Annotated in this window: 18 protein-coding genes; 3 read left to right on the top strand and 15 right to left on the bottom strand. The window is 63.4% G+C overall.

The genetic code is table 11. From position 1 onward, the window contains the following. Nucleotides 1–7: 7 nt before the first annotated feature. Both THIX_RS17140 and THIX_RS17135 read right to left on the bottom strand, forming a co-directional pair. Nucleotides 8–379 (bottom strand): EamA family transporter, encoded by a 372-nt coding sequence (locus THIX_RS17140; protein WP_112487154.1) that lies wholly within the window; start codon nucleotides 377–379, stop codon nucleotides 8–10. Next, nucleotides 376–2,166 carry a glycosyltransferase family 39 protein gene (locus THIX_RS17135; protein ID WP_233224610.1) on the bottom strand — a complete coding sequence of 597 codons (1,791 nt, stop codon included), beginning with the start codon at nucleotides 2,164–2,166 and terminating at the stop codon, nucleotides 376–378. The genes THIX_RS17140 and THIX_RS17135 overlap by 4 nt, the downstream gene beginning before the upstream one ends. 276 nt (nucleotides 2,167–2,442) lie before the next feature. On the opposite strand from THIX_RS17135, the gene THIX_RS17130 reads away from it, so the two are divergent. Beyond that, nucleotides 2,443–3,414: a site-specific integrase gene (locus THIX_RS17130; RefSeq protein ID WP_112487152.1), complete on the top strand. Its 972-nt coding sequence runs from the start codon at nucleotides 2,443–2,445 to the stop codon at nucleotides 3,412–3,414. Here THIX_RS17130 and THIX_RS17125 read toward each other — a convergent pair. After that, nucleotides 3,411–3,683, bottom strand: coding sequence for an AlpA family transcriptional regulator (locus tag THIX_RS17125; protein WP_112487151.1), 273 nt, complete (start codon nucleotides 3,681–3,683; stop codon nucleotides 3,411–3,413). The two genes, THIX_RS17130 and THIX_RS17125, sit on opposite strands and share 4 nt — an antisense overlap. Nucleotides 3,684–3,748: 65 nt before the next feature. On the opposite strand from THIX_RS17125, the gene THIX_RS17120 reads away from it, so the two are divergent. Both THIX_RS17120 and THIX_RS17115 read left to right on the top strand, forming a co-directional pair. After that, nucleotides 3,749–4,342, top strand: a complete 594-nt coding sequence (locus THIX_RS17120; RefSeq protein WP_112487150.1) for an SIS domain-containing protein — start codon at nucleotides 3,749–3,751, stop codon at nucleotides 4,340–4,342. Between the two features lie 6 nt (nucleotides 4,343–4,348). Next, the gene (locus THIX_RS17115; RefSeq protein ID WP_112487149.1) at nucleotides 4,349–4,666 is read left to right on the top strand and encodes a DUF2442 domain-containing protein; all 318 of its coding nucleotides are present in this window, start codon (nucleotides 4,349–4,351) and stop codon (nucleotides 4,664–4,666) included. 230 nt (nucleotides 4,667–4,896) lie between these two features. On the opposite strand, the gene THIX_RS17110 is transcribed toward THIX_RS17115, so the two are convergent. From THIX_RS17110 to THIX_RS23545, 12 genes are all read right to left on the bottom strand, one after another. Continuing rightward, nucleotides 4,897–5,247 (bottom strand): BrnA antitoxin family protein, encoded by a 351-nt coding sequence (locus THIX_RS17110; RefSeq protein ID WP_112487148.1) that lies wholly within the window; start codon nucleotides 5,245–5,247, stop codon nucleotides 4,897–4,899. Continuing rightward, on the bottom strand, nucleotides 5,231–5,524 hold the full coding sequence (locus THIX_RS17105) for a BrnT family toxin (protein WP_112487147.1): 294 nt from the start codon (nucleotides 5,522–5,524) through the stop codon (nucleotides 5,231–5,233). The genes THIX_RS17110 and THIX_RS17105 overlap by 17 nt, the downstream gene beginning before the upstream one ends. A gap of 30 nt (nucleotides 5,525–5,554) precedes the next feature. Then, a complete protein-coding gene (locus THIX_RS17100) occupies nucleotides 5,555–6,004 on the bottom strand; it encodes a DUF6573 family protein (RefSeq protein ID WP_112487146.1) in 450 nt (149 codons plus the stop codon). Nucleotides 6,005–6,033: 29 nt separating this feature from the next. After that, nucleotides 6,034–6,312 (bottom strand): hypothetical protein, encoded by a 279-nt coding sequence (locus THIX_RS17095; RefSeq protein WP_112487145.1) that lies wholly within the window; start codon nucleotides 6,310–6,312, stop codon nucleotides 6,034–6,036. Nucleotides 6,313–6,579: 267 nt separating this feature from the next. Then, complete coding sequence (locus tag THIX_RS17090) at nucleotides 6,580–6,927, bottom strand: hypothetical protein (RefSeq protein ID WP_112487144.1); 348 nt, start codon at nucleotides 6,925–6,927, stop codon at nucleotides 6,580–6,582. Continuing rightward, nucleotides 6,924–7,073 (bottom strand): hypothetical protein, encoded by a 150-nt coding sequence (locus tag THIX_RS23550; RefSeq protein WP_158540937.1) that lies wholly within the window; start codon nucleotides 7,071–7,073, stop codon nucleotides 6,924–6,926. Before THIX_RS23550 ends, THIX_RS17090 begins: the two co-directional genes overlap by 4 nt. 60 nt (nucleotides 7,074–7,133) lie before the next feature. Further along, complete coding sequence (locus THIX_RS17085) at nucleotides 7,134–7,328, bottom strand: hypothetical protein (RefSeq protein WP_112487143.1); 195 nt, start codon at nucleotides 7,326–7,328, stop codon at nucleotides 7,134–7,136. Next, nucleotides 7,325–7,831 carry a glycine zipper 2TM domain-containing protein gene (locus THIX_RS17080; protein ID WP_112488433.1) on the bottom strand — a complete coding sequence of 169 codons (507 nt, stop codon included), beginning with the start codon at nucleotides 7,829–7,831 and terminating at the stop codon, nucleotides 7,325–7,327. The genes THIX_RS17085 and THIX_RS17080 overlap by 4 nt, the downstream gene beginning before the upstream one ends. A 126-nt stretch (nucleotides 7,832–7,957) precedes the next feature. Further along, a complete protein-coding gene (locus THIX_RS17075; RefSeq protein WP_112487142.1) occupies nucleotides 7,958–8,221 on the bottom strand; it encodes a hypothetical protein in 264 nt (87 codons plus the stop codon). Nucleotides 8,222–8,301: 80 nt separating this feature from the next. Further along, a complete protein-coding gene (locus tag THIX_RS17070; protein ID WP_112487141.1) occupies nucleotides 8,302–8,949 on the bottom strand; it encodes a zincin-like metallopeptidase domain-containing protein in 648 nt (215 codons plus the stop codon). 16 nt (nucleotides 8,950–8,965) lie between these two features. Beyond that, nucleotides 8,966–9,298, bottom strand: a complete 333-nt coding sequence (locus THIX_RS17065; RefSeq protein WP_112487140.1) for a hypothetical protein — start codon at nucleotides 9,296–9,298, stop codon at nucleotides 8,966–8,968. 36 nt (nucleotides 9,299–9,334) lie between these two features. Further along, a complete protein-coding gene (locus tag THIX_RS23545; protein WP_158540936.1) occupies nucleotides 9,335–9,778 on the bottom strand; it encodes a flagellar export protein FliJ in 444 nt (147 codons plus the stop codon). Nucleotides 9,779–9,835 lie beyond the last annotated feature (57 nt).

Here is a 9,835-nt window from a genome sequence, read left to right as displayed (position 1 = left end):
GGCTCCCTCAGGAACGTGCAACCACAATCACACCGACGATGATGATGGCGATGCCGATGAGTTTCTGCGCCGTCAGCGCCTCGCCGAACAGCCACCAGGCGGCGAAGGCCGTGACCACATAGGCCAACGAGAGCATGGGGTAGGCGATGGACACCTGTACCCGGGTCATCGCCAAAGTCCACACGCCGACCGACAGCGCGTAGAACATTAGCGCCAGCAGGATTTGCCATTGCAGTGCGAAATGCAAGCCTGCCCGCCAGATGTTGTCCAGGCTGAAGGAAAAGCGGCCGACGGTCTCAGCTCCGGCCTTGAGCAGCAACTGTGCGGCGGCATTCAGCAGCACGCCGGTGAGAACCAGGGCGAACGTGACGGCGCTCATGGCTTGGCTCCGGTGGGTGGGGTCGTGGGTGGGGCATTCCAGGCGGCGGGCAAGCGTGGGATAGCAGCTTGCGCGGCTGTCCCATAGTCCTGCCCCGGCTTGGCGATGACCACGTAGCGCGGCGTCTGCTCGATCACTTGCAGCGGCAGGTGCATGGCCCGCAGCGCGCCGAGCTGCCCGGCTGGCATGAAGGCCAGCGGCAGGCGGTCCTGCTGCCATCGCTGGGCGAAGTCGGCCAGGGTGGGGACCCACAATTGCGGTTGCTGCGTGATGCCGAAGTGCAGCTCGCCCTGGTACTCCACCACCGTCACGGTACGGCGCAAGTAGAACGGCAGCGTCTGGTCATAAGTACCCACGACGTAGAACGGCTGGCCGGCATGAAGCCACGGCCGGATGGCGGCGACCACGTCCTTGGTCGATGCCGTGCGCCCAAGAATCTGAAACCCCTGCGACGCCACCGTGAAGCCGAGAAACATGCTGATGGCCAGAGCCAGCACGGCAGCGCTGCGGCGCCCGTCCGTCTCCCAGCGCCAGGCCAGTGCGCTGCCGACGATGCCCAGTAGCGCTGTGATTTCCAGCCACCAGCCAAATTGTTGATACAGCGTGCCTGGCGTCACCGCGTTGCCCGCGCGCCAAAGCTGGGTCAAGCCCGCGGCGGCGGCCAGCGAGATGAAACCGTAGAGCGCGAACTGCCAGCGCAAGACTCCGCGCTGGGCATGGGCGAAATGGTTGCCGATCATCAGCGCCAGCGCCGGAAACACGGGCAGGATGTAGGACGGCAGCTTGGAATGCGAAGCGCTGAAAAAAGCGAAGATGAACACCGTCCAGATCAGCAGCGCCCAGTTGGGTTTGAAGCCGGGCCTGCCGGCAACGACCGCGCTCGATGCTTCCATGCCGCTCGGCTGCTTCCACGCATGCCGCAGCCCGCCGAACAAGCCACCAACCCAGGGCAGCACGGCGAGCAACAGTATGGGGAAGAAATACCACCACGGCCCCGGCCGCGCCAACTCAGGCGTGAGAAAGCGGGTGAACTGCTGGTAGATGAAGTAGTAGTCGAAAAACTCGGGGTTGCGCAGTTGCACCAGCACATGCCAGGGCAGGCCGATGGCCAGAAAAATCAGCAGGCCGGTGACGATGTGCAGCCGCTTCCACAGGCCCCAGTCGCGCGTGAGCAGGGTGTAGAGCACCAGCGTCATGCCAGGAAAGGCAGGGCCGATGAGCCCTTTGGACAGCAGCGCCAGCGCCATGAAGGCCCAGCAGGCCCACATCCAGTTGCGGCTCTGCGCAGGCGTTGCGCCGTCACGCTGCGCCAGCAAAAAACTCAGCAGGCTGCCGGCCAACATCGCCGACACGCCCATGTCCAGGGTGTTGATATGGCCCATCGCCACCCAGTACAGGCTGCTGGCCAGAATGGCCGCCGCGTACAGCCCGGTGCGCGCACCGAATACGCGCCAACCGGCATAGCCGGTGAGCAGGATGGTGAAGAAGCCCGTGAGCCCGGTCCACAGCCGTGCTTGCCATTGGCCGAGGCCGAACACCTCGTAAGCCACGGCCGTGGCCCAATATTGCAGCGGTGGTTTCTCGAAATATTTCAGGCCGTCCAGGCGCGGCGTGACCCAGTTGCCGCTGGCCACCATCTCACGTGGAATTTCGGCGTAGCGGCCCTCGTCCGTGGGCACCAGATCGCGGTAGCCCAACACCCCGAACCACAGGGCAGCCAGCACGATGGCCAGCACCCACAGCATGCTGCGTGAGGGGAGACGGTCTTGGGGCGGGGATGGAGTCACGGAACAGGTGCTAGAGATACAAGTGCCCCCAGCAGTCCGCGAGCGGACTCCCCCCGGAGGGGGCAAGGAAACTCGGGAGCGGCCCTTCGTTTCCAGCAGAGCCGTTTGTGGTGCCGGTGAAAGGAATCGAACCCTCGACCTTCTCATTACGAAAGCTGAAATTGATGGCTTATTCTCGTTTGTTATCAAGCACTTACGCGAAATTGCCTGATTTTTTGCTGCACCGATGCTGCAATTTCCTGCCACCCGTACTACTCGGACAAAAGGGGAAATTCTATGGCAACGATCACGAAGCGCGGCGAGTTCAGCCATCAGGTCATCATCAGGCGGCGTGGCCAGCCGACGATCACCAAGACATTTTCGACGAGGACAAATGCTAGCGCCTGGGCGCGCAAAGTCGAATCAGAGCTTGAGCGCGGGCTTTGGCGCGACACCAGCGCAGCGGACGCGCTGTTGCTCAAGGATGCCCTGGCCCGATACCTGATCGAGGTCGTGCCAAGGTTGAGCGGGAGCGGTAATAAATCGATCATCAAGGCTTTCACAGATTCGCCCCTGGCCCGGCTGTCACTCTCGGCCATCGACAGCACGCAGATCGAGGCGCTGCAAGCAGCCTGGCTCCGTGCGGGCCTTGCCGCCAGCACGGTTGTCCGACGGCTGGCCGTGCTTTCGCACCTCTACACGACGGCCAGGAAGTCCTGGAAGATCGGCGGCATTGCCAACCCGGTCGCCGATGTCAACAAGCCGAAAATCCGCGATGCCCGCAAGCGTCGCGCGAGTGATGATGAACTCGCACGCATTTGTGCCGTGAGCGAGTCTGCGGAGTTGCCCGCAATCGTGCAACTGCTCAAGCTCACCGCGATGCGCCGCGGCGAGGTGGTTGCGCTGCGCTGGGAATTCGTCGACCTCGATGCGCAGTTTGTGCATCTGCCCCACACAAAAAACGGCACCGCACGCGATGTGCCGCTGTCCACTGCCGCAGTGGCGTTGCTCCGGTCGCTGCCGCGCGAGGGTGAGCGCGTCTTCAACGTGCGTGCCGACGCAGTCACGAAAGCCTGGGCACGTGCCCGCGAGCGGGCGGGGATCAAGGATTTGCGACTGCATGACATTCGCCATGAAGCTACGACCCGGCTTTCAAAAAAGCTTTCAAACGTGCTCGAACTCGCTGCAGTCACTGGGCACAAAGACTTGAAGATGCTGCAGCGGTATTTCAACCCAAGCGCCAGCGAGCTTGCCGCGAAGCTGGGTTAACCCGTCTTGCGGGGCCGTCCCCGGCGCCGGGGCTGGGGCGCCGCCTCGATCTGCAGCGCCAGGGCTGGCGTTGGCACGATGGCCCTGGCCTTGGCCCACTCGAGGATTTGCTCCGGGCTGTACAGGGCCCTCCCGCCAATTCTTATGCAGGGCACGCCGCCTGCGCACCCGGTGGCGCGGTCGCGGTCCAGGGTGGCCTTGCTGACGCCCAGGATTTGTGCCGCTTCCTTGGTGTTCACCAGGCGTGGGATTTCGTTGTTGGTGCTCATGGGTTTCTCCTGTCCATGAGCAACTACGCGCCAGCGGAAAAGTGATGACCCCTGATAATCCGATCATGCAAAACGCAATCCAATCCATCCTCGCGGCCGAAGCCGCGGCCATTCAAAGCATCCCTCTGGACAATCCTTTCGAGCCTGCTGTTCAGCGCTTCTTGGAGTCCGCCCGCGCCGGCGGCAAGGTGGTCGTCTCCGGCGTCGGCAAAGCGGGCGGCATCGGGGCGAAGATCGCGACCACGCTGTGCTCGGTCGGCGTGCCATCGATCTTCCTACACCCGCTTGAGGCCCAGCACGGCGACCTTGGCGTGTTGGGTGTCCATGATTGCCTGTTGCTCATCTCGAATTCGGGCAAGACACGGGAAGTCGTCGAGCTGGTGCATCTGGCCAGGAGTTTGCACCCAGATGTGCGGATCATCACGATCACGGGCAAGCGCGATTCAGCCCTTGCCACGTCTTCCGACCTGGTGCTGTGGACGGGAGATCCCGCCGAGGTCTGCCCGCTGGGCCTGGCTCCCACGACATCGGCCACGGTCATGGCTGTGATTGGCGATGTGCTCGCGGTGCTGGCCGTCCAACTCAGTGGCTTCACGCGCCAGGACTACGCGCTGCGGCACCATGCTGGGTACTTGGGCGCGGTGGCGAAGCTGGGATAATCGCGCATGGCGACTTCTGAGCAATCCATCCAGGCCGCGCTTGAACGCGGCCGCGCGCTTGACCTGGTGCAGCCCAGGGCGGTTGCGGTCCACGTGGACACGCGCAGGCAGCGCCTCGTTCTCGATTTTGACAACGGGGCGGAATTCGCCATCCCCTTTGCCCTGCTGCCCGCCGTCATCGCCCAGGCCGGAACGACGAAACTCGCCCGGGTGAACGTCGAGGGGGCCGGGCATGATCTTTACTGGCCCGATCTCGACGAAGGCCTGTACATCCCCGATCTGTGCGCCAAGGCTACTTTCGGGGAGTTGGCAGCGGCGGCCTGACCACACAGTGCAGCATCGTGAGGCTGCGAGGCTAGGCGGGCCAAGAAAAGAATTGCGGTGGATTCCAATATATAAATTTCTTTATTGGAATCCACCGCAATTCTTTTGGGCTGAAGTGGGTGGGCCCAAAGGCCCACTTGGCCCGAGTCTTTTTTCAAGGATCTCCGGAAAACCTTGTGGGAACGCGGCGCAGTGACAGATCGCTCCTGTGGCAAAGCTGGGCTAGTTCTTCAAGCCGCCTTGCTGTGCCGCTCGCCGCGCGGCGCAGGCTTGGCTGGCGCCACCTCCCGCAGCATCGCCTCGCGCAGGATGGCGTTGATCTTGGTCTGGTAACCGCGCCCCTTGGACTTGAGCCACAGCAGCACGTCCGAGTCCACGCGCACCGTGGTCGGCGTCTTGGTGGGCTTGTAGAACGGGTTGCGCACCGCGTTCTTCCAGAACGCATCCCCCAGCGCCGGGATGTCGCTGACATCGATACCGCTGTCAGGCTTCGCCGCCAGGGCCTCCAGTTCCTTGCGCTGCCTGGCGGTCAGGGGCGGCAGCTTGGCCAGGTCCACGGCATGTTTAACCATTTTGCTCATAGTCTTTCCTTTCCTTCGGGTCGGCGCGCCGGGCCGAGATGATGCGGATGATCTCGGTGCCATCGTCCTCGTTGCGCACGGTGTGCGCCACCACGAGCAACACATAGCCCTCCACCACGCCGATGGTGATCCACCTTGGTTCACCGCCTTCGATGCGGTCCTGGTTGGACGATGCGAGCGGGTCGGCAAACACGCGCATGGCCGTCTCGAAGCGCACCCCATGCTTGCGCAGGTTGGCCAGCGCCTTGGCGGGGTCCCATTCGAATTTGGTGAGCATGCGAATATGTTAGTACAAATTTGCCTGCTTTCAATCTTCGCTCGGCAGCATGATCGTGATGACCGGCTCGCCTGCGTCGCCAGGTCCGACCTGCAGCTTGAGCGTGGCCAGGCGGGGACGAACGCCCCGGCCATCGCGCGGGATGCGCAAGACTTGAAACAAGATCGGGTCGCGGCCATCGTGCCCACGGCGCAGGCCTGCGCGGATCGCACGCGATGCCATCCACACGACATCCCAAAGCCTGCCGCTCTCGCTCTGCCAGCACGCCCCGCCACCCTTGCGCTTGTCGTCGGCGTCGGTCCAAGCGCAGGCGTCGGCCCACGCGGCGGATGTGAGGGCCACGGGCCACACGATGCCGGCCTCGCGTGCGGTGGTGCTGACATCGATCAGCATGCCGTCCTCGATGGACTGCGCGCGGGTGTAGGTGTGGATCGGCTCGCCGAACAGGTCGGCGGCGATGGTGTGGGTGGGGGTGGTCATGGCATTGCTCCTGATAGTGGGTGCGTGGATCAGTAGATGCGGACAAAGAGAGCCTTGCGCATCGGCTTGCTGTCGTCGTATCCGAAATAGGCTTTCAGGCCGTGCCCGATGTCGCGCGTGTCGCCGACGGTCACCGGCTCATGCGGGCCGTTGAACCAGCGCAGCACCTCGTCGATGTCGTGCGCCTGGGCTGCCTCTGCCGTGATGAAGAACTCACCGCTCAGGTAGTGCTTGTGCAGGGTTGCCTCCGGGATTTGCACAACTGCTGCTTGGTGAGCCTCGCTGTTGACTTGTAGGGGTTCGTTCATCGTCTTTCTCCTGCCGTGGTTGATCTGCTGTTCGGAGCCGCCTCACAGATCGAGCCTGCAAGCCGGTGCCGCAGGCATGGCGCGTGCAGCGGGCATGACAGACCGCAGGGCTGGCGTGGCAGATGCTTGAGCGCCAAGGCGCCGCAGGTCGGGGCGGCTTCGAACAACAGATTGGCAGGGGATGGAACGAAACCCGGCATGCGCGAGCAGCGCGCATGAAAAAGCCCGCACGCGGCGGGCTGGGAAGTGGCTGTAGTGGCCGGGTCATCAAGCTTTCTTGCCTTCGCGCCGGACAGGGGTTTGCAGTTCGCGCACGATCATCCGTGCACCGTCCTTCGCCAGAAAAAAGGCCTCAGTCTCGCCCGTCGCCGGGTCGGGCTCAACAGCCGCCCGCTCCCCGGTGGCCGGGTCCAGCCCGCAGTTTTCGGCCCAGAAACCGAGCCTTTGCTCGGCATCTGGATACTGGTGCGCCGCTGTCGGCACGCCGTCTGCGTGGTCGGCGAGCATCGCGCCGAGTTCCCACAATTCGTGCGCGGACAGGCAAACCCAAAGGTCTGCAAGATGCCAGCCGCTCAGCGCCTGCAGGCAGGCATCGACGTTGACTTTCTGGCTCATGATTTCGCTCCTTTGGGTTTGTAGTTCGGGCCAAACAGCGCCCAAATCAGCGGGTCGCGCCGGGGTGCCAGCTCCGGCACCGGGCGTGACTTCGGCTTGGTCTTGAGCAACACGGCGTTGCGATAAAGTTTGTTTTGGGCGTTCATGCTGTTTCCTGTTTGCAGGGCCGCGGTTGCCGCCCTTGACCTGTTACGTCGCGCCGGAAATTAGTAAAGAACCTCGTGTGTGCGCGGTGTGTAGATGATCGCCACGCCTTCGGCATAAATGACCTGGGCGGATTGCTGCGAGGTGATGTGGCGCGCCCACACCGTGGGCACGCCCGCCAGCGTGTTGTACCGCTCGGTCTGTCGCACCAGCGGCCCGGTGACCGCCAGGTAATCGAGGCGCAAAACGACAATCACGGCCGCTGCTCTGTGGCTGGCATCGGCAGAACGCGAGCGAGCTGGCCGTAGCCGCCGACGACCTCCACGCGCTCGCCGACTGTGAGCGGCACGTCGGCGGCCTGAGTAACGGCGAAATCCCCGCCGCCGGCCATCTTTACCGTAACCTGCACACCAGACTGTTTGTAGGCCGCATTGGTGGCCGCCTCGCCGCCCAGTCCGCCAGCGATGGCGCCAATGACAGCCGCAACTTTGGAGCCATTGCCGTTGCCGACCCGGCTGCCTAAAAACCCGCCAGCCAGCGCGCCCAGCAGGCCGCCTGGCGTGGTGGCACCGCCTGGGGCAGAGATGGTCACAGGCTGCACAGCGACTACAGTGCCGAGCTGCACGCTCTGGGCCTGCTGGGCCTGGCCCGGGGCGTAGGCCAGGGCGCTGGACGAAGGCGAGCCGCCGAACATGGGCGGCACGCCGGCGCAGCCGGTGAGCAGCATGGCTAGGGCAGCAGGGATGATGAGTTTGTTCATGGTGGGATACTCCAGTTGACCGGGCCTCATGGCCCGTGCACTGATACGGGGGCTCGGAAAATCAGCGGCAATGCATGCCCGGTGGGCAAGAAAAAACCCGCCGAAGCGGGCTTTTTGGGTTTAGAACTAAACGATCTGGCAACCGTGCCGCTTGGCGTAACGCTCCAAAAATTCATTGGCTTCGGCGGGCTTGGTGGTGCTGCAGACAACCCGGCCGGCCCCCCAGGAACCGGAGTGCCCGCCGCGCGGGCCGAGCGGGTCCTCGCCGATAACGACTTTGAAGGTGTGCCAACGGCGGCACCAGAAACCAGACCTGGTCATGGTCGGGCAGACATGCAGCGCGACCTTCTGGCCGGTGGCTTCTGGGGTGGGGGTGATTTGAGTTTCCATGATGTCCTTTCGATGCGAAGGTTGGGCGGGACGGCGATTGCCGCCCCTGCATGGGTACGCGGCCCTGGAAATATCGCCGTCTATAGACCAAGGTCGAATTCGCGCCCAGCCTCAGCCTGTGTAGCCTCGCGCTCCTGCAGCATTTCGCGCTCTTTGCCGATGACGTAATCAACGGCCCTGGCCGCCTCCGCGGCGGCCTCGAGAAACTCGCTCTTGTCATCAGTCGCCACAGCAACCCAGTTTTTGAGGTAGGTGGCATGGCGTTCATCGCGCTCTCTTTCAATACCCGTCTCCATCGCGATAAAAACGCTGAAAAATTCGGCGCGCAATTCCTCTTTGGCGTAGCCTTCGCTGCCGAGGGCATGGTCGCCTGTGATGCCGTCGCGGCTCAGCCTGTGCGCTGCGCCGGTCGCGTGCCCAATTTCGTGCAAAACGGTCGCCTGGTAGCCCCCCACATCTTTGAAGGCGTTTGCAGGTGGCGTGACCACGCTGTCGGTGTCGCGCAGGTAAAACGCCGCGCTCCCGGTCTCAAATTTCAGGCCGTCGCGCGCCATCGCGTCCTTGATAGACAGAAACCTCTGGTCCTGGCATTCATGCCCTGAAACCGCGTTTTGTGGGCCGGCGTCCCCCGTCCATAGTTGGTCCCATGGGACCGGCCGGCCGCACTCGATGGCATCGATGACTTGGTCCAGGAACTCCTGCCGGGGGTCCGGTTTTGCTTCATTCATGGGTTCGCTCCGTCGCTCAGGTTTTTTGAGCGAGCGCGAGCTGGTTGCAGGCCTTCTCCAGCCCGGCGATCAGACGCAGCCGCGCCTCCAGAACTTCGGGGTTCTCGCCATCGGCGATCCCGGCCAGCCCCTCGATCACCATCTTTTTGACCCTGGCCTCGCGCGCCGCAGCCACCCCCAAAAAATCGCGAATGCCGTCGGGCTCGGCGCCAAGCCCGAGCATCGTCACCCCCCGGCGGCCGAAGGCATCCGGCATCAGTTCTGTGAACGGCAGCACGCCGCGCAGTCCCTCATGACGCGCCACTTTTGCGAGCTGGATGATGGTTTGAATCATCTGGTCTTCTTTCATAATGTTCTCCTGGGTTTGGTTTGGGTGGTCGGTGATTCAGGCTGCGCGCTGCGATGGCTGGTGCAGCAGCCAGTCATCCAGCTCGGCCTGCTCACGCTGGCGCTGCGTTGCGAACGCTGTGGCGCGGCGCTTGGATACCAATTGCTCCAGCGCCTTCACGCGCTGGCGTGTGGCGGTCCATGCCTTGGTCTGTTCGTCGAGCATGGATTGCAGGCGGTTGACTTCGACGCGCTGAGCGGCCACGGCAGTCCTCAGCGTGTCAATGAAATCGCGCATGGCTTGCGCCTCACCCCATGCCACGCTGCAGCCCATGGCGTGCTGGCGCTGTTGATAGTGGATGATGTGAGCCTGCAGATCGTTCAGCAGCCTCAGCGCATGCCTGTACTGCTCCTGTTTTTGGGCCAGCAGGGCGGCTTGCCGTTGCTCAGCTTCGTGCGCTTGTGAAAGCAACTTTTGAATCACACTCACGTTGGTCTTCATGATTTCTCCTTGGCGAGGCGGCGGGCTTCGTCGATCTTTCCAGCCCTGGTTGCCGCA

The sequence above is a fragment of the Thiomonas sp. X19 genome, from assembly GCF_900089495.1.
Classification (GTDB): domain Bacteria; phylum Pseudomonadota; class Gammaproteobacteria; order Burkholderiales; family Burkholderiaceae_C; genus Thiomonas_A.
Note: the sequence above shows the minus strand (reverse complement) of the source record. Positions and strands in the feature narration are given on the sequence as shown.

Excerpts from the sequence above, each read along its gene's own strand:
- THIX_RS17105 (WP_112487147.1), bottom strand. The coding sequence starts at position 5,524 with ATGCTCACCAAATTCGAATGGGACCCCGCCAAGGCGCTGGCCAACCTG.
- THIX_RS17100 (WP_112487146.1), bottom strand. The coding sequence starts at position 6,004 with ATGACCACCCCCACCCACACCATCGCCGCCGACCTGTTCGGCGAGCCG.
- THIX_RS17095 (WP_112487145.1), bottom strand. The coding sequence starts at position 6,312 with ATGAACGAACCCCTACAAGTCAACAGCGAGGCTCACCAAGCAGCAGTT.
- THIX_RS23550 (WP_158540937.1), bottom strand. The coding sequence starts at position 7,073 with ATGAACGCCCAAAACAAACTTTATCGCAACGCCGTGTTGCTCAAGACC.
- THIX_RS17065 (WP_112487140.1), bottom strand. The coding sequence starts at position 9,298 with ATGAAAGAAGACCAGATGATTCAAACCATCATCCAGCTCGCAAAAGTG.
- THIX_RS17130 (WP_112487152.1), top strand. The coding sequence starts at position 2,443 with ATGGCAACGATCACGAAGCGCGGCGAGTTCAGCCATCAGGTCATCATC.
- THIX_RS17110 (WP_112487148.1), bottom strand. The coding sequence starts at position 5,247 with ATGAGCAAAATGGTTAAACATGCCGTGGACCTGGCCAAGCTGCCGCCC.
- THIX_RS17080 (WP_112488433.1), bottom strand. The coding sequence starts at position 7,831 with ATGAACAAACTCATCATCCCTGCTGCCCTAGCCATGCTGCTCACCGGC.
- THIX_RS17125 (WP_112487151.1), bottom strand. The coding sequence starts at position 3,683 with ATGAGCACCAACAACGAAATCCCACGCCTGGTGAACACCAAGGAAGCG.
- THIX_RS17070 (WP_112487141.1), bottom strand. The coding sequence starts at position 8,949 with ATGAATGAAGCAAAACCGGACCCCCGGCAGGAGTTCCTGGACCAAGTC.
- THIX_RS17115 (WP_112487149.1), top strand. The coding sequence starts at position 4,349 with ATGGCGACTTCTGAGCAATCCATCCAGGCCGCGCTTGAACGCGGCCGC.
- THIX_RS17090 (WP_112487144.1), bottom strand. The coding sequence starts at position 6,927 with ATGAGCCAGAAAGTCAACGTCGATGCCTGCCTGCAGGCGCTGAGCGGC.
- THIX_RS17140 (WP_112487154.1), bottom strand. The coding sequence starts at position 379 with ATGAGCGCCGTCACGTTCGCCCTGGTTCTCACCGGCGTGCTGCTGAAT.
- THIX_RS17075 (WP_112487142.1), bottom strand. The coding sequence starts at position 8,221 with ATGGAAACTCAAATCACCCCCACCCCAGAAGCCACCGGCCAGAAGGTC.
- THIX_RS23545 (WP_158540936.1), bottom strand. The coding sequence starts at position 9,778 with ATGAAGACCAACGTGAGTGTGATTCAAAAGTTGCTTTCACAAGCGCAC.
- THIX_RS17120 (WP_112487150.1), top strand. The coding sequence starts at position 3,749 with ATGCAAAACGCAATCCAATCCATCCTCGCGGCCGAAGCCGCGGCCATT.